General features: G+C 58.4%; 26 protein-coding genes. 16 read left to right on the top strand and 10 right to left on the bottom strand.

The features are described from left to right. Positions 1 to 107 precede the first annotated feature (107 nt). Entirely contained in the window at positions 108 to 974 is an 867-nt protein-coding gene (locus tag ACR0ES_RS13940; RefSeq protein WP_480871052.1) for a LysR family transcriptional regulator, read from the bottom strand. 256 nt (positions 975 to 1230) lie between these two features. On the opposite strand from ACR0ES_RS13940, the gene ACR0ES_RS13935 reads away from it, so the two are divergent. Together ACR0ES_RS13935 and ACR0ES_RS13930 are read left to right on the top strand one after the other, a co-directional pair. After that, complete coding sequence (locus ACR0ES_RS13935; RefSeq protein WP_480487879.1) at positions 1231 to 1479, top strand: EF-hand domain-containing protein; 249 nt, start codon at positions 1231 to 1233, stop codon at positions 1477 to 1479. A gap of 18 nt (positions 1480 to 1497) precedes the next feature. Beyond that, complete coding sequence (locus ACR0ES_RS13930; RefSeq protein WP_480546905.1) at positions 1498 to 1863, top strand: SPW repeat protein; 366 nt, start codon at positions 1498 to 1500, stop codon at positions 1861 to 1863. Between the two features lie 48 nt (positions 1864 to 1911). Here ACR0ES_RS13930 and ACR0ES_RS13925 read toward each other — a convergent pair whose 3' ends face one another. The 4 genes from ACR0ES_RS13925 to ACR0ES_RS13910 are packed head-to-tail and all read right to left on the bottom strand — an operon-like array spanning position 1912 to position 4638. Then, positions 1912 to 2946: a succinylglutamate desuccinylase/aspartoacylase family protein gene (locus tag ACR0ES_RS13925; RefSeq protein ID WP_480487875.1), complete on the bottom strand. Its 1035-nt coding sequence runs from the start codon at positions 2944 to 2946 to the stop codon at positions 1912 to 1914. Positions 2947 to 2951: 5 nt separating this feature from the next. Beyond that, on the bottom strand, positions 2952 to 3857 hold the full coding sequence (gene rimK / locus ACR0ES_RS13920) for a 30S ribosomal protein S6--L-glutamate ligase (protein ID WP_480487873.1): 906 nt from the start codon (positions 3855 to 3857) through the stop codon (positions 2952 to 2954). After that, positions 3854 to 4354 (bottom strand): ATP-dependent zinc protease family protein, encoded by a 501-nt coding sequence (locus tag ACR0ES_RS13915; RefSeq protein ID WP_480487871.1) that lies wholly within the window; start codon positions 4352 to 4354, stop codon positions 3854 to 3856. Before ACR0ES_RS13915 ends, rimK begins: the two co-directional genes overlap by 4 nt. A gap of 5 nt (positions 4355 to 4359) precedes the next feature. Further along, complete coding sequence (locus ACR0ES_RS13910; protein WP_480482704.1) at positions 4360 to 4638, bottom strand: hypothetical protein; 279 nt, start codon at positions 4636 to 4638, stop codon at positions 4360 to 4362. A gap of 96 nt (positions 4639 to 4734) precedes the next feature. On the opposite strand from ACR0ES_RS13910, the gene mgtE reads away from it, so the two are divergent. Both mgtE and ACR0ES_RS13900 read left to right on the top strand, forming a co-directional pair. Further along, positions 4735 to 6099: a magnesium transporter gene (gene mgtE / locus ACR0ES_RS13905; RefSeq protein ID WP_480871050.1), complete on the top strand. Its 1365-nt coding sequence runs from the start codon at positions 4735 to 4737 to the stop codon at positions 6097 to 6099. A gap of 56 nt (positions 6100 to 6155) precedes the next feature. After that, on the top strand, positions 6156 to 6605 hold the full coding sequence (locus ACR0ES_RS13900; RefSeq protein ID WP_480772982.1) for a CBS domain-containing protein: 450 nt from the start codon (positions 6156 to 6158) through the stop codon (positions 6603 to 6605). Positions 6606 to 6645: 40 nt separating this feature from the next. Here ACR0ES_RS13900 and ACR0ES_RS13895 read toward each other — a convergent pair whose 3' ends face one another. Beyond that, positions 6646 to 7014 carry a YybH family protein gene (locus ACR0ES_RS13895; RefSeq protein ID WP_480871048.1) on the bottom strand — a complete coding sequence of 123 codons (369 nt, stop codon included), beginning with the start codon at positions 7012 to 7014 and terminating at the stop codon, positions 6646 to 6648. 153 nt (positions 7015 to 7167) lie between these two features. On the opposite strand from ACR0ES_RS13895, the gene arfB reads away from it, so the two are divergent. The 6 genes from arfB to smpB all read left to right on the top strand — a co-directional run bounded on the left by arfB (position 7168) and on the right by smpB (position 11298). After that, on the top strand, positions 7168 to 7587 hold the full coding sequence (gene arfB / locus ACR0ES_RS13890) for an alternative ribosome rescue aminoacyl-tRNA hydrolase ArfB (RefSeq protein ID WP_209505170.1): 420 nt from the start codon (positions 7168 to 7170) through the stop codon (positions 7585 to 7587). 60 nt (positions 7588 to 7647) lie between these two features. Beyond that, positions 7648 to 8394: an SDR family oxidoreductase gene (locus tag ACR0ES_RS13885; RefSeq protein WP_480772980.1), complete on the top strand. Its 747-nt coding sequence runs from the start codon at positions 7648 to 7650 to the stop codon at positions 8392 to 8394. A gap of 82 nt (positions 8395 to 8476) precedes the next feature. After that, complete coding sequence (locus ACR0ES_RS13880; protein ID WP_480482714.1) at positions 8477 to 9493, top strand: P1 family peptidase; 1017 nt, start codon at positions 8477 to 8479, stop codon at positions 9491 to 9493. Between the two features lie 113 nt (positions 9494 to 9606). Continuing rightward, positions 9607 to 10020, top strand: a complete 414-nt coding sequence (locus ACR0ES_RS13875; RefSeq protein WP_480482716.1) for a c-type cytochrome — start codon at positions 9607 to 9609, stop codon at positions 10018 to 10020. Positions 10021 to 10220: 200 nt separating this feature from the next. Then, entirely contained in the window at positions 10221 to 10763 is a 543-nt protein-coding gene (gene idi / locus ACR0ES_RS13870) for an isopentenyl-diphosphate Delta-isomerase (RefSeq protein ID WP_209505166.1), read from the top strand. 58 nt (positions 10764 to 10821) lie between these two features. Beyond that, positions 10822 to 11298, top strand: coding sequence for an SsrA-binding protein SmpB (gene smpB, locus ACR0ES_RS13865; protein WP_209505165.1), 477 nt, complete (start codon positions 10822 to 10824; stop codon positions 11296 to 11298). On the opposite strand, the gene glpK is transcribed toward smpB, so the two are convergent. The 3 genes from glpK to panB form a co-directional block, all read right to left on the bottom strand. After that, a complete protein-coding gene (glpK, locus tag ACR0ES_RS13860) occupies positions 11295 to 12773 on the bottom strand; it encodes a glycerol kinase GlpK (protein ID WP_480487857.1) in 1479 nt (492 codons plus the stop codon). The genes smpB and glpK overlap by 4 nt on opposite strands. Before the next feature lie 68 nt (positions 12774 to 12841). Then, a complete protein-coding gene (panC, locus tag ACR0ES_RS13855) occupies positions 12842 to 13693 on the bottom strand; it encodes a pantoate--beta-alanine ligase (RefSeq protein WP_480871046.1) in 852 nt (283 codons plus the stop codon). Continuing rightward, complete coding sequence (panB, locus tag ACR0ES_RS13850; protein WP_480871044.1) at positions 13690 to 14529, bottom strand: 3-methyl-2-oxobutanoate hydroxymethyltransferase; 840 nt, start codon at positions 14527 to 14529, stop codon at positions 13690 to 13692. The genes panC and panB overlap by 4 nt, the downstream gene beginning before the upstream one ends. Positions 14530 to 14697: 168 nt before the next feature. On the opposite strand from panB, the gene ACR0ES_RS13845 reads away from it, so the two are divergent. The 6 genes from ACR0ES_RS13845 (at position 14698) to ACR0ES_RS13820 (ending at position 22608) form a co-directional block, all read left to right on the top strand. After that, entirely contained in the window at positions 14698 to 16185 is a 1488-nt protein-coding gene (locus ACR0ES_RS13845) for an ABC transporter substrate-binding protein (protein ID WP_480871042.1), read from the top strand. 167 nt (positions 16186 to 16352) lie between these two features. Further along, positions 16353 to 17312 carry a ligand-gated ion channel gene (locus ACR0ES_RS13840; protein WP_480871040.1) on the top strand — a complete coding sequence of 320 codons (960 nt, stop codon included), beginning with the start codon at positions 16353 to 16355 and terminating at the stop codon, positions 17310 to 17312. A 249-nt stretch (positions 17313 to 17561) separates the two neighbouring features. Next, positions 17562 to 18812: a sarcosine oxidase subunit beta family protein gene (locus ACR0ES_RS13835; protein WP_480546915.1), complete on the top strand. Its 1251-nt coding sequence runs from the start codon at positions 17562 to 17564 to the stop codon at positions 18810 to 18812. Between the two features lie 13 nt (positions 18813 to 18825). Continuing rightward, a complete protein-coding gene (locus ACR0ES_RS13830; protein WP_480487852.1) occupies positions 18826 to 19113 on the top strand; it encodes a sarcosine oxidase subunit delta in 288 nt (95 codons plus the stop codon). Continuing rightward, positions 19110 to 22055: a sarcosine oxidase subunit alpha family protein gene (locus ACR0ES_RS13825; RefSeq protein ID WP_480871038.1), complete on the top strand. Its 2946-nt coding sequence runs from the start codon at positions 19110 to 19112 to the stop codon at positions 22053 to 22055. Before ACR0ES_RS13830 ends, ACR0ES_RS13825 begins: the two co-directional genes overlap by 4 nt. Further along, the gene (locus tag ACR0ES_RS13820) at positions 22048 to 22608 is read left to right on the top strand and encodes a sarcosine oxidase subunit gamma (protein WP_480482735.1); all 561 of its coding nucleotides are present in this window, start codon (positions 22048 to 22050) and stop codon (positions 22606 to 22608) included. The genes ACR0ES_RS13825 and ACR0ES_RS13820 overlap by 8 nt, the downstream gene beginning before the upstream one ends. 8 nt (positions 22609 to 22616) lie before the next feature. On the opposite strand, the gene ACR0ES_RS13815 is transcribed toward ACR0ES_RS13820, so the two are convergent. Beyond that, a complete protein-coding gene (locus ACR0ES_RS13815) occupies positions 22617 to 23621 on the bottom strand; it encodes a GlxA family transcriptional regulator (RefSeq protein WP_480482737.1) in 1005 nt (334 codons plus the stop codon). Positions 23622 to 23731: the final 110 nt, after the last annotated feature.

The following is a 23731-nucleotide window of genomic DNA, read 5'->3' as shown; positions in this document are numbered from 1 at the left end:
TTGATCCCTTCACTTTCTGGGGGTGTTCAAAACTTACCGTGCGCGGAGGCTGGCTGCGTTCGACGCAGCATAAAGCTTGGTCGCGGCAACGGCGTGAATACGTGTCGTCAAAGCTTCGGTGTCTGGCCGCGTGCACTTGATGTCTGGCAAAGCTGCCGCGCGGCCTGACCCGGATATCCTTCTTCCTCGCTTTCATCGAACACGACATAGGCGGCATAAGCGAATCTGGGTGCCATTTCGATCAACTTGAGCCACCCGTTGCAAAGCTCCGGTTCGACAACACGCCGTGGGAAATATCCGGCCGAGGGAACCGACCGAAGATATTGCAGGCCGTGGGTGCCAATGCCCAGCTGAAGGCGCGGTGCATCAAGTTCCGGAAAGTTCAACATATGATCGGCGCGAAACTCCGGGCCCCAGTCTATCAGGACATAAGCGTTGCCCAGATCAGCGGGCAGGGCTTCCGGGCCGCTGCTGACAAGAACAAACTCGTCCTCGAAAAGCTGGAGCGCGGACAAGCCCGGTGCGTTTCGCGGCCGGTACATGATGGCAAGATCCAGGCTGCCTTCCTCGATTTCGCGCGTGAGTGTTTCCGACGAGGCCGCTGTCGCCCGGATGGCGACGTCAGGGAGTGCCGCCATCAACTCGGGCAGGGCGTTGATTAGATAGCCGTCCCAAAGACTTGGTGTTGCGCCGATTTCCAAGGCGGCTGCCATCGAAGCAGGCAGACCGGCATCCAGCTTAGCCTGGGTCCACGTTCGCACCAGAACCTGCGCATGTTTGAGGAAATGCCGCCCGGCAATGGTCAGGGTCGCACCAGACTTGCTGCGTTCAAAAACGGGCTGTCCAAGCTGTTGTTCGAGCGTTCGAATCCGCATGCTGACAGTCGATTGCGTAACATGGACCTTGTCCGCTGCGTCAAGAAAAGTACCGGTTTCAACGACCGCAAGGAAAGTTCGGGCGAGCTCAATGTCCATCGTTCACCTATTTGAATATTCGATATTATGGGTGATATAAATTCGTTATTCAACGCTATGCGGATGTGCGATATATGCTGCGTAGCGCGAAAGTGCCCCCACCGGATCGGACCGCCAATCAACAGTTTTCATCGTATAGTGGACAACCCGATCTGCGGAACAGGTGTAATCTGTCTGCCGTAGATAAGCCTCCGACACCCAAGCGCTGCACCAACCCCTCAATGGGTAAACCGCCCATTCCCTGATGGAGAACAAAATGAGTCGAGTTTCTGTTGTTGCTCTGCTCGCGTCATTCCTTGCCCTTCCGGCCGCTGCCTTGCCGGTAGGACTGGACACGGACGGTGATGGTCTGGCTTCGCTGACCGAGCTACAGACAAAGTATCCCGATATTACCAGTGAGAGCTTTGCCGAAATTGACACGGATGCCGACGGTTTCGTCAATGACGAAGAAATGGTCGCTGCGGTCGAGGCAAAGTTGCTTCCTGATCCCAAAGGTGACGAATAAGCCAGGGTTGCCAAGAACATGAGAAACCCCTCTCCACCCTACAGGTGGATGCTTGCCGGAATGGGTATCTGGTTAGTGCTGTCCCCATTTGTACTGTTCAGCCAGAAAACCCTAGCTCACGGTTCGTCAGACCGTGAGTCGCTCGCCTTCATGACGATCGGTATTGGTGTGTTGGTCATGTCAGGCGCTAGCGGCCGGGGCCACCTTCTCGCACGGGTGGCTCCGGTATTGGCGGTCGGGGCATTGCTGATCGCCGCGCCCGAGGTGCTGCATTTTACCGGTCATGGTGTGGCAGTGGCAAATGCTTGGCTCACGGGATCTGCGCTGATCGCGCTCGCCGCTTGGGAGGCGCTGGCGAGCAACAGATTGCGTGCGATCCTGTAGGCTGGCGCGGGGCAGGCAACTGCCCCGCGTTTCTTTTGGCTCCGGCGTCTAAATGATCTCGTCCTCATCGAACATCGGATCGCCGTCAAGCTGGCTGGCAATTGTATCGACCCGCATTTCGACATCCGAGCCGGTCGTTTCCGCAATATGAAACAACGCGTCACCTTCATGAACGACAGGCAGATTAGTGCGCCCCACGATGATACCCGTGGTTTCGCAGATGATATCGGTCCTGAGTTCTCCGAACGGGTCGGAAATGCGTCCAAGCAGGTCACCGGCGGCCACGTATTCTCCGGTCGCTTTGAAAGTCCGCAACAGGCCACCGGCGGGCGCGCGCATCCATGAGCTTGACCGGACATGGACAGGCTTTTCGCGCACAGCGGCGATGCCACGCTTGGCAACCATGCCCTTTGCGTTCATCACCCGAAGGATGCCTGCAACCCCCGCCCGCGCAGACAGTTCGTCGAAACGCAGACCCTCACCGCCCTCGAACAGCAGGATATCCACACCACGCTCTTGCGCGGCCTTGCGCAGTGACCCGTCGCGCAGCTTTGAAATCATCACCACGGGCGCACCGAAGGCATCCGCGTATCTAAGGGTGACATCCGAAGCCGGAGAGACGCGGATCTGCGGCAGATTGGTGCGATGAATCGCGGCAGAATGAAGATCGATCCCCAGGTCCGACCGCTCGACGATCTCGGTCATGAAAAGATGCGCCAGCCGACCGGCCAGCGACCCCCCCTCGCTGCCGGGGAAGGAACGGTTCAGGTCGCGCCGGTCGGGAAGGTATCGGGAATGTGTCATGAAACCAAAGGCATTCACGATCGGGATAACCAGCAAGGTACCCGCAAGCTTGTCAAGTTGTGGCGCCCGAAGCAGTCGCCGCGCGATTTCCACGCCGATCACTTCATCGCCGTGAACGGCGGCACTGACGAACAGGACCGGTCCGGGGCGGCGACCGTGAACCACGTGTACTGACATGCTTACCGGCGTGTGATCCGACAGTACGCTAACCGGCAAATCCAGAGTGGTTCGTGTGCCGGGCGGTACGCGAAAACCTCCGATTTCAAAGGGACCGCGCATCACCTTTACCCACGGCCTCGTGTCTTTGTGTTGCCTTTGGCTGCATTCTTTTCGAGAAACTCGATGATTTTGCCCGCGACATCAATGCCGGTGGCCTTTTCAACACCTTCAAGCCCGGGCGAAGAGTTTACTTCCATCACCACGGCGCCGTGATTGGCGCGCAGCATATCGACACCGCACACATTAAGACCCATGGCCTTGGCCGCACGCACGGCTGTCGAGCGTTCCTCGGGTGAGATTTTGATAGGCTTGGCGCTGCCACCCCGATGCAGGTTTGATCTGAACTCGCCCTCTGCCCCTTTTCGTTGCATCGCCGCGATCACCTTTCCACCGACCACAAGCGCACGAATATCCGTGCCGCCTGCTTCCTTGATGAACTCCTGTACCATGATGTTGACCTTGGCGCCGCGAAACGCCTCGACCACGGATTTTGCCGACCGGTTTGAATCCGCAAGCACCACTCCGATGCCCTGCGTGCCCTCCAGCAGCTTGACCACCAGCGGAGCGTCCCCCGCCAGTTTGAGAACTTCGTCGGTCTGTTTCGGGTCATGCGCGAAGGTGGTGACCGGCAATCCGATCCCGTCACGTGCCATCAGCTGCATGGACCGCAACTTGTCACGGGATCTGCCAATTGCAACCGACTCGTTGAGCGGAAATACACCCATGATTTCGAACTGCCGCAACACGGCCAGCCCATAGAATGTGACCGAAGCGCCGATCCGTGGGATCACCGCGTCATAGCGCCCAAGCTTTTTGCCGTCGTAATAAACCTCGGGTCGGCGCGACGCGATATTCATGTAACAGCGTAGCGTGTTCACGATATCCAACTGGTGCCCGCGTTGTTCAGCAGCCTCTTTCAGACGCTGGTGGGAATACAGGTTTGGATTTCGGGCAAGCATGACAAGCTTCATTGATGTCGTCCTTCTGCGTCCTTGGATCTTGTCTTGCTCTTCATCTTTTTCGGGTCTTTTCGTGCATCCAGAAGATATGAGTGGCCGGGATCGACAAGGATCCCGCGCCGTCGAATGGCGGTACGGCCAAGGATCAGATCAAACTCCATCCTCGCGCGATTGGCCAGCGAAACGTCGATCAGCCAGCGATGCCGTCCAAGCAGAAGTTGCGTTCTGACAATCAACCGGCGTTCCGGAATGCCACCAGTGTTCTTGATTTCCCGCTCGTCTACAACCCGCGTGCGCACCCGACCCGATGAACGGCGATTATGGACCGGGATCATGAACTCGACCCATCGTTCGCCATCAACCTCGAACACGGTCTGGTCCACGGCATGCAGGGCCGCGGTTCTGGCGCCTGTGTCTATCTTTGCTGGAATATGCTCGATCCCGAACTCGGGCAGGCTGATCCGCTCGCGCCATCCTATGACTTCGGGGTATCCTGTTTGTTTAGCCATGGCGACTAAGCCACGCAGTCATCATTGGCGCGCCGGTAATTCACAAACGAATTCGCGCTCATCACAACGTAAAAACTATCCATATCGATTAACACATACCCAAGTTCAAAAAGTGCGATCGACAGGGCACGGATATCTGCTTCATACAAACGCCTGCGCCCGGCGATCCGACGCACCAGCTTGTCCGGAATGCGATACCGTCCGCTGGCCTTGCCGCCAAACTCCTGATCGTACAAGACGGCCAGACGTTCGGCTGCGGCGGATATCCAGTCATTTTCCTGCATGCACTTTCTTACAAATCAAAAATTTTTTTGTCTATAGGCAAATAATTTCTGCTATATCGGCGTAAGTTAAGAATCTATACCCCCACAGGTCGGCGGATGAGCGATACGGACTCCTTACCAAAGGAAACAGGGACGCAGCTTCAGCTGGCGTTGGAAAATCGCGACGGGGCGGCGCTGGCAGACCTGCTTGATCCGCTTTCGTTAAGCGATGCACTGCGGGAATTGCTCAACCTGCCCGTTGACCAGCGAAGCGCCGCGCTCTCGTTGCTGCCACCGGAACGTGCGGCCGAACTGGTCGAAGAAGCGCCAAACGCGCTGGCGGTCGATCTTGTCGAACGCTTGGTATCCGATCAGGCCGCCGAGATCATCCTTGAGCTGGATTCCGACATTCAGGCGGATGTGATCGGTGAACTGGAAGACGCCGATGCAGAAGCGATCCTTGCCCGGATGGACCCGGAAGATGCGGCGGATGTCCGGCGGCTGGTTGAATATGACGACGATGTCGCCGGTGGTCTGATGGTGGCCGAAGCCTTTACCTTTTCCGATGGTGATACAGTCGGAAAGGTTCTGCGGCGTTTCGCTCATGAAGAATACGATCTGGAACGTTACCGTGGCCAGCACCCCTACGTTTTGAATTCCGATGGCGTGCCTGTCGGGGTGCTGTCCTTACGCAGCCTGCTGTCCACACGGCGAAGCATCAAACTCACCGATATCATGGTGCCCCCCATCACGGTTCCGGCCACAATGCCGCTGGAAGAACTGGAGGACCTTTTCGATGAGCACCCTTTTCTTGGGTTGCCGGTTGTCGAAACGGACGGGAATCTTGTGGGTGTCGTTTCCCGCTCTGCCGTGGATGAGGCGCTGCTGAAGCGCGCGGAATCGGCAAGCCTGAAACGTCAGGGTGTCTTTGGCGACGAACTGCGATCGATGCCTTTGCCGCTCAGGGCGCGGCGACGGCTTCAATGGTTGTCGGCTAACATCGTGCTCAACGTGATCGCGGCCAGTGTGATTTCCGCCTATGAACAGACCCTTTCTGCCGTGATCGCTCTGGCTGTGTTCCTGCCGATGGTCTCTGATATGAGCGGTTGTTCCGGAAATCAGGCCGTTGCGGTCAGCATGCGCGAGCTGTCGCTTGGTCTGGTCCGGCCCATTGATGCTGTGCGGGTCTGGATAAAAGAGGTTTCGGTCGGCATCATCAACGGCTGTGTCCTTGGCCTGCTGATCGGACTCGTTGCCTGGATGTGGAAAGGAAACCCGTTTCTGGGTTTGGTGATTGGCGGCGCACTGGGCCTGAACACGATCATCGCGGTGTCGATCGGTGGCGTTCTGCCGTTGTTGTTAAAGCGCATCGGTCAGGACCCGGCGGTCGCCAGTGGCCCTTTGCTGACGACGATCACTGACATGGCAGGGTTTTTCCTGGTCCTGAGCCTTGCAACGGCGATGATGCCGCTCCTGAATTAGTGTTTTTCATGCGCCCTGATCAACACAGGGGTCGGGCGCTCAACCACGAGGAAGACATGACGATCTCAAGCATTGTCAAAACGCAGAACCTGAAAAAGCCGCCATTTTGCGACACTGACACAACGGTGTTCGATGCGGCCGTCACCATTGCTTTGCTGGATGTGAATGCGTTGGCGGTTCTCAGCGATGGGAAGCTGGTCGGGATTATCACGGATCATGACGTGTTGCTGTGCCTGGCGGATTCCGGCTCGGCTTTCTACAAGCAGACAGTGGGTGACTGGATGACGGAAAAACCTGTCACCTGCGCGCTGGGTTCGAAGCTGTCCAATGGTCTTAATCTGATGGCCAAGCACAAAATCCGAAATCTTGTCGTAACTCAGAATGGAAAAGCAATTGCCGTCGTGAGCAGCAAAGAAATCCTGGCACGGGTGCATGAGGAAGACGAGCTGGAGCTGAAGGTGTTGCGTGATATCGCCCGCGGTGCTCAAGGCCAGTCAATCGCCTGACACCTCGGTTCCATGTCTGCTCGCTCTCAACTCAGGGCCGCTACGGAAGGTCACTGTTGAAGATGGAAATGCTGACTTTCCAGGTGCCATCCTTCTGGCGTTTCAGGACGTTCACAAACTTCCCTTTTTCCGGCGGATCAGAGTCAGCAAATGCAAAGGATCCGACCTGATAGGCGGTATCACTATCGACACCGAAATCGATCAACTCATTTGTATGTGTTCCGCCGATGTTTTTCTTCATTCTTTCCTTATAGGCTTCGATGAACGCTTCGCGCCCGCGCAGCAGGGGCTCGCCGGGCGCCAACAACATGACGTCTTCGGTAAAGAACGCAGCTGACGCGAACAAACGTCCCGGCCACCGCCAGGATTCTGAATTGCGCGACCTGCCAAAGCAGGCTTGATCGCACATATGCACTGCGTTAGGCACCGAGGATGAGGAGACTTGCTGAAATGCTGTGCCGCAATGGCTTACGCCCGCCCGCATGTTGCGGGTATCCGACGGCACGGGTCGGGATCGCGACTCTTCTTTTTCATTCGCCCAAGTCACCAAGCTGACACTGCCATGCTGCACATCACCGATGATATCGCGCTGCAAGACTGGGAAATGACCGAAAGCTTTGTACGGTCGTCCGGTCCCGGAGGGCAGAATGTCAACAAGGTGTCGACCGCAGTCGAGCTGCGCTTCGAAGCTGCACGCTCGCCGTCCTTGCCCGATCCGGTCAAGGCCCGGTTAAAGCGACTGGCCGGGCGACGCTGGACCAAAGACGGCGCAATCATCATTCAATGTGAGGAAACACGCTCGCAGGCCCGCAACCGTGAAATCGCGCGCGCAAGGCTGGCAGAACTGATCTCCCGCGCGCTGGTCAAACCTAAACGGCGGATCGCAACGAAACCGACCTATGGCTCGGTCAAGCGTCGGCTTGCCGCGAAAAAGGCGCGTGGCGACGTCAAGGCGCTGCGGGGCAAGGTGTCTGAAGATTGATCTGGCATCTTGCCGGGGCGTTGATAGTCTGGCCCGCAAAGGCTGCAAAAGGGTAACGTCATGAGGCTGGAGGGAAAAACCGCAATCGTCACCGGCGGCGCATCCGGGTTCGGTGCGGGGATCGTGCAGAAATTCCAAGCCGAAGGCGCACGCGTCATGATTGCGGATATCAACGGTGACGCAGCCGCTGAGATGGCGGCGCAACTTGGGGCCGGGGCATTGGCGCATCAGGTCGACGTCGGCGACGGGGCTTCGGTTCAAGTGATGGCGGACACGGCACTTGCCGCCTTTGGGGCGCTCGATATTCTGGTAAACAATGCAGGTGTCACCCACTTGCCAACCCCTCTGGAAAACGTCACCGAGGATGATTTCGACCGGGTCTTCAACGTGAACATGAAGTCCGTCTATCTGACCGCCCGGGCATTTGTTCCCCATATGAAGGTGCGCGGCGCGGGCGCAATTCTGAACGTGGCCTCGACAGCGGGCCTGTCACCGCGCCCGAATCTGAACTGGTACAACGCGTCCAAAGGGTGGATGATCACGGCAACCAAAACTATGGCGGTCGAACTGGCCCCAACCGGCATTCGCGTGAACGCGATCTGTCCAGTCGCGGGTGAAACACCGCTGTTGAAATCTTTCATGGGCGAAGACACGCCCGAGATTCGCGCCAAGTTCCTGGCGACCATCCCATTGGGACGGTTTTCAACACCCGAAGACATGGCCAACGCCGCCTGTTTCCTGTGTTCGGACGAGGCCAGCATGATCACCGGCACCGCGCTCGAGGTTGATGGCGGCCGATGTATCTGATCCGCTCTTCATCTGGCCAAAAATATCCCCGCCGGAGGCAGCGCGCGCCCGCGCGCTTCCCCGCACCAATCCCGAGTTCAAGATGATCCCTGGACCAAGAAACCTGATTACCGATGTCCCCGGCCTGAAGGTTGGAAACGCACAGGACGACGCTCTGAAGTCCGGGACCACGGTTCTCACGGCAGATAAACCGTTTGTAGCGTCGGTCCATGTGATGGGCGGGGCACCGGGTACGCGCGAAACCGATCTGCTTGCGCCTGATAAAACCGTCACAGGGGTGGACGCGCTGGTTCTGTCCGGCGGATCGGCATTTGGACTGGACGCCTGCTCGGGTGTTTCAGATGCGATGCGGGCCGAAGGGCGCGGATTTCCCGTCGGGTCCGCGAAGGTTCCGATCATTCCCGGCGCGATCCTGTTTGATCTGCTCAATGGCGGTGCAAAGGATTGGGCGGAAAACCCCTATCGTGCGCTGGGGCGAGCCGCTTATCTGGCCGCTTCAAAAGATTTTGATTTGGGGTCCGTCGGGGCGGGCACCGGGGCGTTGGCCGCAATGCAGAAGGGCGGGCTTGGCTCTGCTTCGTCCATTCTGCCTGATGGGGTCACGGTCGGGGCCCTCGTTGCGACGAACCCGCTGGGCAGTGTCACAACACCGGGTGACCGGCACTTTTGGGCGGCACCCTTTGAACAAGGTGCAGAATTTGGCGGGCTGGGCCCCGATATGTCGCCGGATCAAAGCCGGATCCGCCCCAGCCGCAAAGCGATGGCCATGAGTCCAGCGCAACCCGAACAGACAAACACGACCATCGCCATCGTTGCCACGGATGCCGCATTGACCAAACCACAATGCCAAAGATTGGCCGTTGCCGCCCACGACGGAATTGCCCGGGCGATCCTTCCCGCACACACACCCGGCGACGGTGATCTGGTTTTTGGCATCAGTACCGGCGCCCGCCCCATCGCATCCGAAGCCGATCTTGCTCTGATCGGGCACGCGGCTTCGCTGTGCCTGTCCCGCGCCATCGCGCGGGCGGTTTATCTGGCGACCCCGGCGGAAGGAGACCTGTTGCCCTGCTGGACCGCTGTACATGACTTAAGTTAAGGACACACCATGTGTCGCAGTGGCACTGTAGATGCGCGCGGCAATCCGCGCGTTGACACTTTTATGCGCCGGGGGTCCATTCGGTGCAGCCAATTTGTATCGGAGCACAAGCTATGAATCGTATCCTCACTATCGCAATCGCTGGCCTGCTGGCGCTGCCCGCCCATGCCGAAGGCGATGCCGAAGCCGGTGAGAAAGCTTTCAACAAATGCAAGTCCTGCCACATGATCGCTGACCCGGCCGGAGAAGTCATTGTCAAAGGCGGAAAAACCGGTCCCAACCTCTTTGGTGTCGCCGGCCGCACTGCCGGAACCTACGAAGACTTCAAATATGGCGACAGCATCGTCGCAGCCGGTGAGAAGGGTTTGGTCTGGGATGAGGCCTCCTTTGCGGAATACACGCAGGACCCTAAGGGCTTCCTGAAATCGTATCTGGACGACACCGCTGCCAAGTCGAAAATGACCTTCAAACTGAAAAGCGGCGGTGAAGACGTCTACGCCTATATCGTCAGTGTATCAGGCGAATAAACGCTAGCATTGTGCACCCATGCACAAGGACCAAAGGCCGCAGCCCCTGCGGCCTTTGGTGCGATTGATACCAGTGTAGAACAGCGCCACTTTGGTATCTGACGGCAAACCGCAGAGTGTGCCGCAACGCCAAGCCGACCCGGCAACAGCTAAACCCAACATCAGCGCCCGTCAGGCGGATTGGCAACAGGAGAGGACAGATGGGCATTATGATCCCGGCTTGGGTCAATGGTGAATTGACTCCGGTAGACAAACTTGAAGCTCACGAAAAGGGCCTCAAGCACAAGGCCGTGTCGGTGTTTGTCGTTAGGGGCACCGAGATTTTGTTGCAGCGTCGGGCGCTGGGCAAGTACCACACGCCCGGCCTGTGGGCGAACACTTGCTGTACACACCCCGACTGGGACGAAAGCTCGTCAACCTGCGCCGTGCGCCGTTTGAACGAAGAACTGGGGATCACAGGTCTTTATCCTGAATACCGTCACCGTTTGGAATACCACGCCGATGTTGGGAACGGCATGGTGGAAAACGAAGTGGTCGACGTTTTTCTGGCCCATGTGCGCGGACCGCTGAAAATCGCGCCTGATCCGGACGAAGTCATGGATATCCGCTGGATCGACTACCATGACCTGTTGGCCGAAGTGGCCCGCCACCCGGATCGGTTTACACCGTGGCTCAAGATCTACCTGCACAACCATGCGGACACGATTTTCGGCCCGGACCTGATCATTTCAGCTAAATCCTGAGGCACTCCGAAAATCCCTGCCTTGCAAGGGCGGCTCAAGCCGCCTAAATCAACGCGTCATGGCCAAGCAGAAGACAGACCCGAATTACAAGGTAATCGCCGAAAACCGGCGCGCCCGCTTCGATTACGCAATCGAAGAGGACATTGAATGTGGCATCATCCTGCAGGGGTCCGAGGTCAAATCCCTGCGCGCGGGCGGCTCGAACATCGCCGAAAGCTATGCCACGGTCGATGACGGAGAACTGTGGCTGGTCAACAGCTATATCGCGCCGTATGAGCAGGCCAAGATGTTCAAGCACGAAGAACGTCGCCGCCGCAAACTGCTGGTGTCCCGCAAGCAGATGTCGAACCTGTGGAACGCGACGCAGCGCAAGGGCATGACGCTGGTGCCGCTGGTTCTGTATTTCAACCACAGAGGACTGGCCAAGATCAAAATCGGCATCGCCAAGGGTAAAAAAACCCACGACAAGCGCGAAACCCAGGCCAAGCGCGACTGGTCACGGCAAAAGCAGCGCTTGTTGAAAGATCACAGCTAGAACGCCATCGCCGCCTGAACCGCCCGTTGCCAGCGATCATAGGCCGCGTCGCGTTCGGCTTGCTCTTGCGTTGGTTCGAACCGGCGGTCCAGCGCCCATGTTTCGGCAAAACCGGCCTGATCCGGGTAAATCCCGGCTTTCATACCTGCCAGCCATGCGGCGCCTAGGGCGGTCGTTTCCTGCATAACCGGGCGATCCACCGGGGCACCCAGACAATCTGAAAGACCCTGCATGGTCCAGTCAGATGCACTCATCCCGCCGTCGACGCGCAGGATGACATCCGCCTCTGCCCCCCAGTCGCCCTGCATGGCGTGCCACAGGTCGCGGGTCTGAAAGGCGATGCTTTCCAGCGTGGCGCGGGCAATCTCGGCCCGGCCGGAATTGCGTGTCAGCCCGAACATCGCACCGCGGCAATCCGGCTTCCAGTAAGGAGCCCCAAGGCCCGTGAACGCCGGCACCAGAATCACATGCTGGTTCGGGTCGGCCTGCGCCGCCAGATCGCCGCTTTGCGGGGCCGAATCGATGATCTGCAACGCATCGCGCAGCCATTGCACGGCGGCCCCGGCGATAAAGATCGACCCTTCCAGCGCATAGGTGCGCTGACCGTCCAATTGGTAAGCGATTGTTGTCAGCAGGCGGTTTTTCGATTCAACCGGCTGCGCGCCCGTGTTCAGCAGCGCGAAACAGCCCGTGCCATAGGTGGATTTCATCATACCGGGCTGGAAACAGGCCTGACCGATGGTGGCTGCCTGCTGATCGCCTGCCACACCCAGAATGGGGATATTCCCACCAAGCAAGGTGGTTGCGCCGAAATCCGAGGCGCAATCCTGCACGGTCGGCAACATTTGAACGGGTACATCCAGCAATTCGCAAATCTCAGCGCTCCAGGCGCCTTTGTGAATGTCGAACAGCAGGGTGCGGGCGGCGTTGGTGGCGTCAGTGGCATGGACACGACCTTCGGTCAGACGCCAGATCAGGAAACTGTCGATGGTGCCGAACAGCAACTCTCCGGCCTCAGCCCGCGCGCGTGCGCCTGAAACGGTGTCCAGCAGCCATTTGACCTTGGTGCCCGAGAAATAAGGGTCCAGCAGCAGGCCGGTCTGGGCGGTGACGTCATCTTCACACCCGGCTTGCTTGTATCGGGCGCAGATTTCGGCGGTGCGGCGGTCCTGCCAGACAATCGCGTTATGGATGGCCTTGCCGGTCTGCTTGTCCCAGACCACGGTGGTTTCACGCTGGTTGGTGATACCAATACCCGTGATCTGGTCAGCCGAAACACCGGCGCTTTCCATCACCTCGCGACACACATGCATGACGCTGGACCAGATATCCTCGGGGTCGTGTTCAACCCAACCTTCTTGCGGGAAATGCTGGGGGAACTCCTGCTGAGCGGTGCCAACACGGTTCATCTGCCCGTCGAACAGGATCGCGCGCGAGGACGTGGTGCCCTGATCAATTGCCAGAATAAAGGTCATGTCCGCTCTCCCCGGTGTCATTTTGCGCGACTTTAGCGCAAACAACGGCGCCGGGGCCAGAGCAGAAATCAGACCGGATCGACGGGAATATTGTCGATCAGGCGGACGCCATCGGCCCAGGCCGTAACGAACAAGCGCGCGGGTTTGCTGGCATTGGGCAGGCTTTCCAGCGTCTCGGCGCAGCGCAGATCGATATATTCCACTTCGGTAAAACCAGCGTCCAGCAATGCGGCTTTTGCGTCTTGCGCCAGCGCCGCGAAATCCTTGCCAGCGGCAAGCTTATCTGCCACCCGCCGCATGATCTCGTTCATGCGGGACGCGACCTTTAAACCCTCAGGCGACAAAAGCAGATTGCGCGACGACATTGCCAGCCCAGAAGGCTCGCGCACGGTTGGGCAGCCGACAACCTCGATGGGAATGTCCAGATCGCGGGCCATGCGGCGCACCACCAGCAGTTGCTGATAGTCTTTTTCCCCGAAATAGGCTCGGTCCGCCTGCGTTTGCAGGAACAGTTTGGCCACTACAGTGGCCACGCCTTCGAAATGGCCGGGGCGAAACGGGCCTTCCATCATGTCGGTCAAACCGGTCACGGATACCGTGGTGGAAAAGCCGTCGGGATAGATTTCCTGAGGGTCCGGCACATAGATCGCATCCACGCCATAAGGGGCCAGCTTTTGCGCGTCTTCATGTTCTGTGCGGGGATAGTTCGCCAGGTCTTCGGGGTTGTTGAACTGCTTGGGGTTCACAAAGATCGTCACGATCACCCGGTCACAGTTCTCCTTGGCGGCCTGCGCCAGCGACAAATGCCCTTCGTGCAATGCGCCCATGGTCGGAACAACGCCGATAACGTCACCTGCGCGGTGCCATTCTGTCGTCTTGGTCCGCAGTTCCGCCAGCGAGCGCAGGATCGGCGCGGTCACGTCTTTGGTCCTTTCGCTGGAGCCTGATCAGCAAACACATGTTCGCCCGCCGGAAATGTCCGCGCACGCACTTCGGCCGCGTATTCTGCGATGGCGGCTTCGGCCAACGGGCCAAGCTCGGCATAGCGTTTGACGAATTTGGGTTTGAAGGTGGTGAAAAAGCCGACCATGTCATCGACGACCAGAATCTGCCCGTCGCAACCGGCGGACGCTCCGATTCCGATGGTGGGGATGGCAACCTCTTCGGTGATCCTGTCGGCCAGACCTTGCGGCACTTTCTCAAGCACCACGGAAAACGCACCGGCCTCGGCCACGGCGCGGGCATCTGCCATGACGGTTTCGGCCTGTTCGTCGCGCCCCTGCACCTTGTAGCCGCCCAGCGTGTTGATCGATTGCGGGGTCAGACCGATATGCGCCATCACCGGGATGCCGCGCTTGACCAGAAAGCGGATGGTTTCAGCCATCTCGACACCGCCTTCCAGCTTGACTGCCCCTGCACCGGTTTCCGCCATCAGCCGCGCCGCGTTGCGAAACGCTTGTGCCGGGCTTTCCTCATAGCTGCCAAACGGCATGTCGATGACCATCATCGCCGTGCTCAACCCGCGTGCGACGGCCTGACCGTGCAGGATCATCATCTCCATCGTGACACCAAGGGTGGATTCCAGCCCGTGCAAAACCATCCCGACGCTGTCCCCCACAAGAACAAAGTCACAATGCGTGTCCATCAGGCGCGCCATAGGCGTTGTGTATGCGGTCAGTGAGACCAGAGGCACGCCGCCTTTTCGGGCGCGAATATCTTCGGCGTTCGGGGCCTTTTTGCGGGCGGTGGCGCTCATGGTTGGCTCCTGCAGGGCTTATGTTGCAGTGCGGCATAGCAGATCGGCTGGGGCCAAAGAAACCCCGGTTGCGCGAACATTCCCTTGATTGACCTCAGGTTTAAAGGAACACTGCCGATAAAACGGCCCGAAAAACATGGGCGCAGATTTTCAGTTGGGAGAGTTCACATGACAAAACACGTGCTTCGGACATTCGCGTCGACCGTGGCGATCGGCGCCAGCCTGTTGGCGACGCAGGTTTTGGCCAAATCCGACATCACCATCGCCATGCAGCTGGAACCCCCGCATCTGGATCCGACCAGCGCCGCTGCTCAGGCCATCGATTCGGTTGTCTACACCAACATCTTCGAAGGTCTGACCCGTTTCATGGGCGACGGCTCGGTCGTGCCCGGCCTTGCGGAAAGCTGGGAGATTTCCGAAGACGGCAAAACTTATACCTTCAAACTGCGCGACGGCGTGACCTTCCATGACGGCACGACCATGGATGCCGAGGATGTTAAATTCACCCTTGACCGGGCCACGGCCGAGGACAGCGCCAACGCGCAGAAAGCTCTGTTTGCAGGGATCGAAAGCGTCGAGGCCGTGGATCCGCTGACAGTCAGGATCACCCTGGCCGATCCGAACGGCAATTTCCTGTTCAACCTTGCCTGGGGTGACGCGGTGATCGTCGCGCCTGAAAGCATCGAGAACATCAAGACAAACCCGGTTGGCACCGGCGCTTTTACCTTTGGCGACTGGGTTCAGGGCGACAGCATAACACTGAACCGCAACCCCAATTATTGGGGCGACCAACCGGCGTTAGAGACTGCGACGTTCAAATTCATCTCGGACCCGACCGCCGCATTTGCGGCCATGATGGCCGAAGATGTGGACGTGTTCGACAACTTCCCGGCACCGGAGAACCTGCCTCAGTTCGAGGCTGACCCGCGCTTTCAGGTTCTGGTTGGATCGACCGAGGGTGAAACGATCCTGTCCACCAACAACAAACAGCCGCCATTCGATGACATTCGTGTCCGGCAGGCGTTGGCCCATGCGATTGACCGACAGGCCATCATCGACGGCGCCATGTTCGGATACGGCACCCCAATCGGTACGCATTTTGCGCCACACAACCCCGCTTATGTCGATCTGACGGGCCAGTCCGCGTATGATCCCGAAAAGGCCAAGGCCTTGCTGGCAGAGGCCGGGTTTGAAAACGGGTTCGAGACAACTCTGCACTTGCCACCGCCATCTTATGCGCGCCGGGGCGGTGAAATCATCGCCGCACAGCTGGCCGAGGTCGGCATCACGGCCGAGATCATCAACGTCGAATGGGCCCAGTGGCTGGAATCGGTTTTCAAGGGCAAGGAATTTGGTCTGACCATCGTCAGCCACACCGAACCGATGGATATCGGCATCTACGCGCGGCCCGACTATTACTTCCAGTATGACAGCATCGACTTTCAGACGCTGATGGAGACGCTGAACACCACCACCGACCCCGAGGCACGGACCCGTCTTCTGGGTGAGGCGCAGCGCCTCATCTCGAACGATTATGTCAACGGGTACCTGTTCCAGCTGGCCAAGCTGGGCGTCGCCAAGGCCGGTGTTCAGGGCCTGTGGGAGAACGCACCAACTGCGGCAATCGACCTGACCGCCATTTCCTGGTCTGAATGACATCAGTTGACTGGGCCTGCTTTTCAGGCCCAGTCTCACCATCGCGAAATGCGTTTCTAACGATCATGAAAAGCTTGTTTGCAGGTTTCGTTCTTTTGCTTTTCGCGTCTGTCCTTCCAGGCGCTGTTTTTGCGCAGGGTTTGTTCCAAGGGCAGCAGGATACGCTGGTGGGAACCCCGGACAACCCACTGCAGGTCGGGGTTGGTATCAAGATCGACCAGATTACCGGCGTCGATCAGCAATCCGAAAACTATGGTGCCGTGGTTGTACTGCGGTTCGAATGGACAGACCCGGAACTGGCGTTTGATGCAGCAAGCCTTGGTCGTGATTTTCGGGTTTTTGAACCGCCCGCTTTCGTGAAATACGCCGCGGAGCTGGATGTGGTAACCCCGGCTTTTGTTATCCATAACCAACAGTCCAATCGATGGATTCATGAATCCGCAGTTGCCGTGCGTCATGATGGTCATGTGACTTTTGTCGAAAAATCCTCGCTGACCTTGCAGGCTCCGCATTTCAACTTTCGCAAATACCCGTTCGATACGCAGGAATTTCACTTCGAGGTCGTATCGGTGTTTCCTTCGCAATTCGTTCACTATCACTCGCTTGATGAATACTCCGGCCTGGGTGATATGCTGGGCGAAGAGGAATGGATACTTGGCAATGCCAGGGCTCTGACGTCAACGACGACCGGTTTGTCAGGAAACGAAAGCGACCGGGTCGAACTTGTCTTCGAAGGCACCCGGCACCTGACATATTACACCATCCGCATATTCCTGCCGATGCTAGTGCTGATCACGGTAGGATGGGCGCTTTTCTTTCTGGATGAATACCGAAAACGGATCGAGATCGCAGGCGGCAACCTGTTAGTCTTTGTGGCCTTCAACTGGGCCATTTCCGCTGACTTGCCCAAGCTTGGCTATCTGACGTTTCTGGACTTCATTCTGCAATGCATGTTCCTGATGACAGGAACGATTATCGTCTTCAGCGTGATGTTGCGTAAATTGAAAGTTTCCGGTCGGGAAAAGACGGCCAGAAAGCTCGACAATTACGCGATCAAATGGATTTACCCGTTGGGATATGCCGCCATCATCGGCTATGCCGTCGTTGTCTTTCTGATGACGTCTTAGGCGCTGAACCCCACAACTATGTGGTTCTGAAATCGCGTGTATAGCTTTGGCTACCGGCTGTTCTGACCCTTGTCGGCGCAGCAGGACGGCGTGGCGGACACCGCGCGCTGAAAGCAACAGTAACAAAAAATCGCAAGATTAAGCATGCACCGCTGATTGTCGTGGTGTCTGATTCAACACAACAGATGTCGGATTCTAGAGTATCCAAATTCGGTTTTTTCGCGGATTCTGAAAAAAAAGGTCCGATTCATGCGATACTCTGGTTTCAAAGTCATCAAAGAGGCTCTTACCGGGCACAAAGGGTGGACACCGGCCTGGCGCGAGCCGGAGCCCAAGCCACATTACGACATTGTGATCATCGGCGGTGGCGGTCATGGCCTTTCAACGGCGCATTACCTGTCAAAGGTATTTGGCCTCCGCAATGTGGCGGTGATTGAAAAAGGCTGGATCGGTGGCGGCAATGTCGGGCGCAATACAACCATTATCCGCTCGAATTATTTGCTGGACGGCAACGAACCTTTCTACGAGTTCTCGCTGAAACTGTGGGAAGGTCTTGAGCAGGACGTAAACTATAACGCGATGGTCAGCCAGCGCGGGATCATCAACCTGATCCACACAGACGCCCAGCGCGACGCCTTTACGCGACGTGGCAACGCCATGATCCTGAACGGCGCGGATGCCGAGCTGCTGGATGCCGAACAGGTGCGCAAGGAATACCCGTTCCTGAACTTCAACGATGCCCGGTTCCCGATCAAGGGCGGGCTGGCCCAGCGGCGTGGTGGCACGGTTCGGCACGACGCGGTGGCCTGGGGATATGCCCGTTCAGCAGACAGCCAAGGTGTCGATATCATCCAAAACTGCGAAGTGACCGGTTTCCGGATCGAAAACGGAAAATGTCTGGGGGTTGAGACGTCGAAAGGGTTCATTGGCGCAGGCAAGGTTGGCTGTGCCGTGGCCGGAAATTCGGGGCGTGTCATGGGCATGGCGGGTATGCGGTTGCCAATTGAAAGCCATGTCCTGCAAGCTTTCGTGTCAGAAGGTCTGAAGCCGGTTCTGCCCGGGGTGATCACTTTTGGCGCGGGGCATTTCTATGTCAGCCAGTCCGACAAGGGCGGACTGGTCTTTGGTGGCGATATCGACGGGTACAATTCGTACGCACAACGCGGCAACCTGCCCGTGGTCGAAGATGTCTGCGAGGGCGGCATGGCCCTGATGCCGATGATCGGTCGCGCGCGCCTGCTGCGGATGTGGGGCGGGATCATGGATATGTCCATGGATGGATCGCCCATCATCGACCGGACCGGCATCGATGGCCTCTATTTCAACGGCGGCTGGTGTTACGGCGGGTTCAAGGCAACTCCGGCGTCGGGGTATTGTTTTGCGCATCTGCTGGCAAAGGATGAACCGCACCCGACGGCCACCGCCTACCGGTTCGACCGGTTCCGCACTGGCCGCATGATCGACGAAAAAGGTATGGGCAACCAGCCCAACCTGCACTGAGGGGAGCAGCACCATGATCATCCATCACCCCTTGCTGGGCCCGCGTGACAGTTCCGAATTCGTCTATCTGGGAGACGCTTCGCTGATCAACAGGCCCGATTGGCAGGCCGAAGATGCCGCCGAAGCGTTTTTTGACTACGCCTATTTGCGCGGCAATCCAGCTGGCGAACACCGCGAGTTGTGGTTCCACGAGGGGGGCGACCGATCCTGGCTGGTCGTGACCCGCAATACCGCGACACATGAGATTTCCAAAGTGGAACTGGCCCGTGACGTGGCCCGGGCACAGGGGCGCTCCAAATGACTCAAGACAACAGGCTGAGCGGCGGTCAGATCGACCGCACCAAAACCCTGAACTTCAAATTCGACAACCGCAGTTACACTGCGCATCCGGGCGATACGCTGGCCTCGGCCCTTCTGGCCAATGGCGTGCGCCTGATGGGCCGGTCGTTCAAATACCATCGCCCGCGTGGCGTGCTGACTGCCGGTTCGGAAGAACCCAACGCCCTTGTCGAGCTGCGCACCGGCAACCGTCAGGAACCCAACACCCGTGCCACGACCGTTGAGATGTTCGAGGGGCTTGAAGCCCATTCCCAAAACCGCTGGCCCAGCCTGAAATTCGATGCTCTGGCAATCAACGACAGATTCTCGACCTTTCTGACGGCGGGGTTCTACTACAAAACCTTCATGTGGCCTGCCGCGTTCTGGGAAAAGCTGTACGAGCCGATGATCCGCCGCGCGGCCGGTCTTGGGTCATTGTCGATGCAGGAAGATCCCGATGAGTATGACAAGGGGTTCCGGCATTGCGATCTGCTGATTATCGGCGCGGGTCCAGCCGGATTGATGGCGGCACTGACTGCGGGCCGGGCCGGTTCCGAGGTCATTCTTGCGGATGAGGATTTCGCACTTGGTGGGCGGCTCAACAGTGAAACCTTTTCGCTGAACGACGGCGATGCGACCGAATGGGTTAAGCAGAGTGTCGCTGAACTGTCAGCAATGCCCAACGTCCGCCTGATGCCGCGTACGACCGTGATCGGTGCCTTTGATCACGGCATCTATGGTGCAGTTGAGCGGACGGGCGATCATCTTGCTTCTCTGCCTTCCGGTAAACCGCGCCAGATACTCTGGCGCATCTACGCCAAACGCGCCCTGTTATGCGCTGGCGCGACCGAGCGGCCCATCGCGTTTGAAAACAACGACAGGCCTGGCATCATGCTGGCAAGTGCTCTGCGCACCTATGCCAATCGGTTTGCAACCACGGCGGCGCAACGTGTCGCCATCTTTACGAACAACGATGACGGCCACCGCACAGCTGCGGATCTGCACGCAAAAGGTATCAGGATTGCTGCCGTCGTCGATGTTCGTGACGACGCTCCGACCAGCCATGACTATGAGGTTCTGCAGGGCGCGCAGGTCAGGGACACCAAAGGCCGACTGGGGCTGACCTTTGTCGAGGTTGAGCTGGCAGACGGGTCGTCGCGCACGCTGGACTGCGGGGCGCTTGGCGTCTCGGGTGGCTGGAACCCCAACGTGCATCTGACCTGCCATCAACGAGGGCGTCCCGCGTGGAACGACGATCTGGCGGCCTTTGTCCCCGGAGCGGACTTGCCGCCTGGGCTGTCCGTCGCGGGGGCGGCAAATGGTGTTATGTCCACCCATGGCGCCCTGCAATCCGGGGCAGAAGGCGCGGCGCAGGCGCTGGGCCTGAAAGGCCCGCTGCCCGATCTGCCTAAGGCCGAGGATACCCCGATCTCGCAGACACCGTTCTGGTATGTTCAGGGTTGCAGCCGCGCGTGGCTGGATCAGCAGAATGACGTGACCGTCAAGGATGTGAAGCTCAGCCAACAGGAAGGGTTCCGCTCGGTCGAGCATTTGAAACGCTATACCACGTTGGGCATGGCTACAGATCAGGGCAAGACATCGAACATGGGCGGGCTTGCGATCATGGCCGAGCTTGCGGGTAAGTCCATTCCGGAAACCGGCACCACGATCTTCCGCCCGCCCTATACGCCCGTTCCGATTGCAACCTTTGCTGGCCGGATGAAAGGCAAGGAGTTTCATCCCACTCGCCTTACCCCGTCACATTACTGGGCCAAGGAACGCGGCGCGGTGTTTGTCGAGGTCGGCAATTGGCTGCGCGCGCAGTGGTTCCCGCTGCCCGGTGAAACCCATTGGCGGGAATCCGTGGACCGTGAGGTGCGCCAGACCCGTGCCTCGGTCGGGGTGTGCGACTGCACCACGCTTGGAAAGATTGATGTTCAGGGTGCGGATGTGGCGGATTTCCTGAACAGGGTCTATTGCAACGGATTTGCTAAACTGGCCGTCGGCAAAACCCGCTATGGGCTGATGTTGCGCGAAGACGGAATTGCGATGGATGACGGTACCGCCGCGCGTCTGGCCGAGGATCATTTCGTGGTCACCACCACAACTGCCAATGCGGTCAAGGTCTACCAGCATATGGAATTTGTCCGGCAATGCCTGTTCCCGGACATGGATGTACAGCTGATCTCGACCACCGAAGCCTGGGCACAATACGCGGTAGCCGGGCCCAATTCGCGCAAACTTCTGCAAAAGATCGTGGATCCCGAGTTCGACCTCTCGAACGAAGGCTTCCCGTTCATGGCTTGCGGCAACATCACCGTATGCGGCGGGTTGCGCGCGCGGTTGTTCCGGATTTCCTTCTCGGGCGAATTGGCCTTTGAAATCGCGGTGCCATCGCGTTACGGCGACGCGCTGATGCGGCGTTTGATGCAGGAAGGTGAAGAGTTCGATGTCATACCCTACGGCACCGAAGCGCTGGGCGTCATGCGGATCGAAAAGGGTCACGCCGCAGGCAACGAGTTGAACGGAACCACCACCGCCCTGAACCTTGGAATGGGTCGGATGGTATCCAAGAAGAAAGACAGCATCGGCTCAATCCTGTCCGAGCGTGAAGGGCTGAACGAACCAGATGCTTTGATGATGGTTGGCATCAAGCCTGTGAACGCTAGCGACAAGGTAACTGCCGGAGGGCATCTGATGAATGCCACGGGTCCGGTGGATGCTGCCCATGATCAGGGCTATGTCACATCGGCGGCATTTTCGCCGTCGCTGGACAGCCATATCGGCCTTGGCTTTTTGAAAAACGGCGGCACACGTCAGGGTGAAAAGATGCGCCTTGTGTCACCAGTGACCGATCTGACGGTCGAGGTTGAAATCGTCTCGGCCCATTTCGTCGACCCCGAGGGAGAACGGCTCCGTGCATGATCTTGTAGCAATAACCGCGCTGGGTGGAACCGAACCCAAGATCGACAGGGTCGGAAGCGTGACCTGTACCGAAACTCCGGGTGTGGCGCTGGCCTCGGTCGCCGCTCGGCTGGGTCGGGAAGACAAAACCCGGAATGCCGTATCCCAAGTGATCGGAGCGGAAACGCCTGCCGTCGGGCAATTTACCGGCGGGCCGATCGTTGCCTTCTGGACCGGGCCTGATCAATGGATGATCGAAACGCCCTTTGAGACACATGAAGATCTGGCGCATCTGGTGAAAGAACGCACTGGGGACAACGCATCGGTTTCCGAACAGACAGACGCATGGGTCAGGTTTGATCTGGACGGAGAAGGCGTGTTGGCAGTGCTGGAATTGCTAAGCAATCTGGATTGCCGAAAGATGGCGGTTGGAGCCGCATCCCGCACGTCTATCCATCACCTGGGGTGTTTCGTCCTGTGCCGTGCTTCTGGTTCGTTCAGTATTTACGGGCCAAGATCGTCTGCCGGGTCACTGCATCATGCGATTGTGGCCGCAATGAAATCGGCGCTTTGAGGGCAAGATCAGCTTGAGGGCAGCGGAGCGTTATCTTCGACCCGAAACCGGTTGATCCGTCGCCGGTCCTCGCTGGGGCTCAAACCAAAGGCAGATCGGTAGTGCGTCACCAACGGCGTGACCGAGCTGTATCCGATGGCCGCGGCAATGTCGGCAATAGGGTCCTTGGTATAGACAACCATCTGACGGGCCGCCTTCATCCGCATGGAGCGGAAATAATGGCTGGGGCTTTGCCCTGTGGCCTGTTTGAAGGCGCGCTCGATCTGGCGGGGGGTGACGCCCGTTTGATCCGCTATGTCCGCGATCGAGATCGGATTGCCGATACGGCTTGCGAACAGGTCGACACATCGTGCCACAAGCGGCGGCAGCTTTTCACCCGTGGCAGGTTTGCTTGCACTGGGCACCTGTTGCTGAACACCTTCCCCTCGCATCATCGGATGCTGGAACCAGCAGGCCACCTCATGCGCGACTTCGCCGCCCAACCGGTCCTGAATCAGATGCAGGGCGAGATCAAACGCGGCCGCCGCCCCGGCCGCAGTATACCGCGTGGCATCCGACACGATCACTTCGCGCCGTGCATCGATCTGTGGAAACTCGGCCAGAAACGCGGCTTCGTAGCACCAGTGCACCGATACCGGATGGCCAGTCATGACTCCCGACCGCACGAGCGGGAAAACGCCGCCGCTGATACCGCCCAGAATTGTCCCGTGGCGTGACAAAGCCCTCAACGCACCATTCCCCTGGGCAGGGTTTCTGAAGCCCGAGGTCGGACTGCTGAGCAGGAACAGAATATCAATCGGCTTACAGTCTGCGAGGTTGCGTTCAGCCTCAAAACGCACATGAGCGCTGGAGCTGACCTTTCCCCCGTTTTCCGCCACAAGAGACCAGCGAAATGCCTCTTGCCCGGCGATCTCATTTGCAGCGCGCAGCGGTTCGATGACCGAGGTCAGGCAAGCCATCGGAAAGCCATCGAACAGCAGAAACCCGATCTCAATTCTATTTTCTGTCAGCATGAGCGCTACACTATCAGTAAATCCTGGTTTGGCCCGGATTGCTCCTTGGCCGCTCTGGCCTGCGGAAACGGTTCGAACAAGTGTAGCAAAACACGGAACGTGCGAAATCG

The sequence above is a fragment of the Ruegeria sp. N7 genome, assembly GCF_056531345.1.
The sequence above is the reverse complement of the archived record's forward strand: the minus strand, read 5'-3'. Positions and strand labels throughout refer to the sequence as shown.

Bases quoted from the DNA above. Each gene is read 5' to 3' on its own strand.
- panB (WP_480871044.1), bottom strand. From the start codon at position 14,529: ATGAGCGCCACCGCCCGCAAAAAGGCCCCGAACGCCGAAGATATTCGC.
- ACR0ES_RS13915 (WP_480487871.1), bottom strand. From the start codon at position 4,354: ATGGCTAAACAAACAGGATACCCCGAAGTCATAGGATGGCGCGAGCGG.
- ACR0ES_RS13815 (WP_480482737.1), bottom strand. From the start codon at position 23,621: ATGCTGACAGAAAATAGAATTGAGATCGGGTTTCTGCTGTTCGATGGC.
- ACR0ES_RS13925 (WP_480487875.1), bottom strand. From the start codon at position 2,946: ATGCGCGGTCCCTTTGAAATCGGAGGTTTTCGCGTACCGCCCGGCACA.
- ACR0ES_RS13875 (WP_480482716.1), top strand. From the start codon at position 9,607: ATGAATCGTATCCTCACTATCGCAATCGCTGGCCTGCTGGCGCTGCCC.
- ACR0ES_RS13825 (WP_480871038.1), top strand. From the start codon at position 19,110: ATGACTCAAGACAACAGGCTGAGCGGCGGTCAGATCGACCGCACCAAA.
- ACR0ES_RS13895 (WP_480871048.1), bottom strand. From the start codon at position 7,014: ATGTGCGATCAAGCCTGCTTTGGCAGGTCGCGCAATTCAGAATCCTGG.
- ACR0ES_RS13835 (WP_480546915.1), top strand. From the start codon at position 17,562: ATGCGATACTCTGGTTTCAAAGTCATCAAAGAGGCTCTTACCGGGCAC.
- ACR0ES_RS13935 (WP_480487879.1), top strand. From the start codon at position 1,231: ATGAGTCGAGTTTCTGTTGTTGCTCTGCTCGCGTCATTCCTTGCCCTT.
- ACR0ES_RS13845 (WP_480871042.1), top strand. From the start codon at position 14,698: ATGACAAAACACGTGCTTCGGACATTCGCGTCGACCGTGGCGATCGGC.
- glpK (WP_480487857.1), bottom strand. From the start codon at position 12,773: ATGACCTTTATTCTGGCAATTGATCAGGGCACCACGTCCTCGCGCGCG.
- idi (WP_209505166.1), top strand. From the start codon at position 10,221: ATGGGCATTATGATCCCGGCTTGGGTCAATGGTGAATTGACTCCGGTA.
- mgtE (WP_480871050.1), top strand. From the start codon at position 4,735: ATGAGCGATACGGACTCCTTACCAAAGGAAACAGGGACGCAGCTTCAG.
- ACR0ES_RS13830 (WP_480487852.1), top strand. From the start codon at position 18,826: ATGATCATCCATCACCCCTTGCTGGGCCCGCGTGACAGTTCCGAATTC.
- ACR0ES_RS13900 (WP_480772982.1), top strand. From the start codon at position 6,156: ATGACGATCTCAAGCATTGTCAAAACGCAGAACCTGAAAAAGCCGCCA.
- ACR0ES_RS13880 (WP_480482714.1), top strand. From the start codon at position 8,477: ATGATCCCTGGACCAAGAAACCTGATTACCGATGTCCCCGGCCTGAAG.
- smpB (WP_209505165.1), top strand. From the start codon at position 10,822: ATGGCCAAGCAGAAGACAGACCCGAATTACAAGGTAATCGCCGAAAAC.
- ACR0ES_RS13885 (WP_480772980.1), top strand. From the start codon at position 7,648: ATGAGGCTGGAGGGAAAAACCGCAATCGTCACCGGCGGCGCATCCGGG.
- ACR0ES_RS13940 (WP_480871052.1), bottom strand. From the start codon at position 974: ATGGACATTGAGCTCGCCCGAACTTTCCTTGCGGTCGTTGAAACCGGT.
- arfB (WP_209505170.1), top strand. From the start codon at position 7,168: ATGCTGCACATCACCGATGATATCGCGCTGCAAGACTGGGAAATGACC.
- ACR0ES_RS13910 (WP_480482704.1), bottom strand. From the start codon at position 4,638: ATGCAGGAAAATGACTGGATATCCGCCGCAGCCGAACGTCTGGCCGTC.
- rimK (WP_480487873.1), bottom strand. From the start codon at position 3,857: ATGAAGCTTGTCATGCTTGCCCGAAATCCAAACCTGTATTCCCACCAG.
- ACR0ES_RS13930 (WP_480546905.1), top strand. From the start codon at position 1,498: ATGAGAAACCCCTCTCCACCCTACAGGTGGATGCTTGCCGGAATGGGT.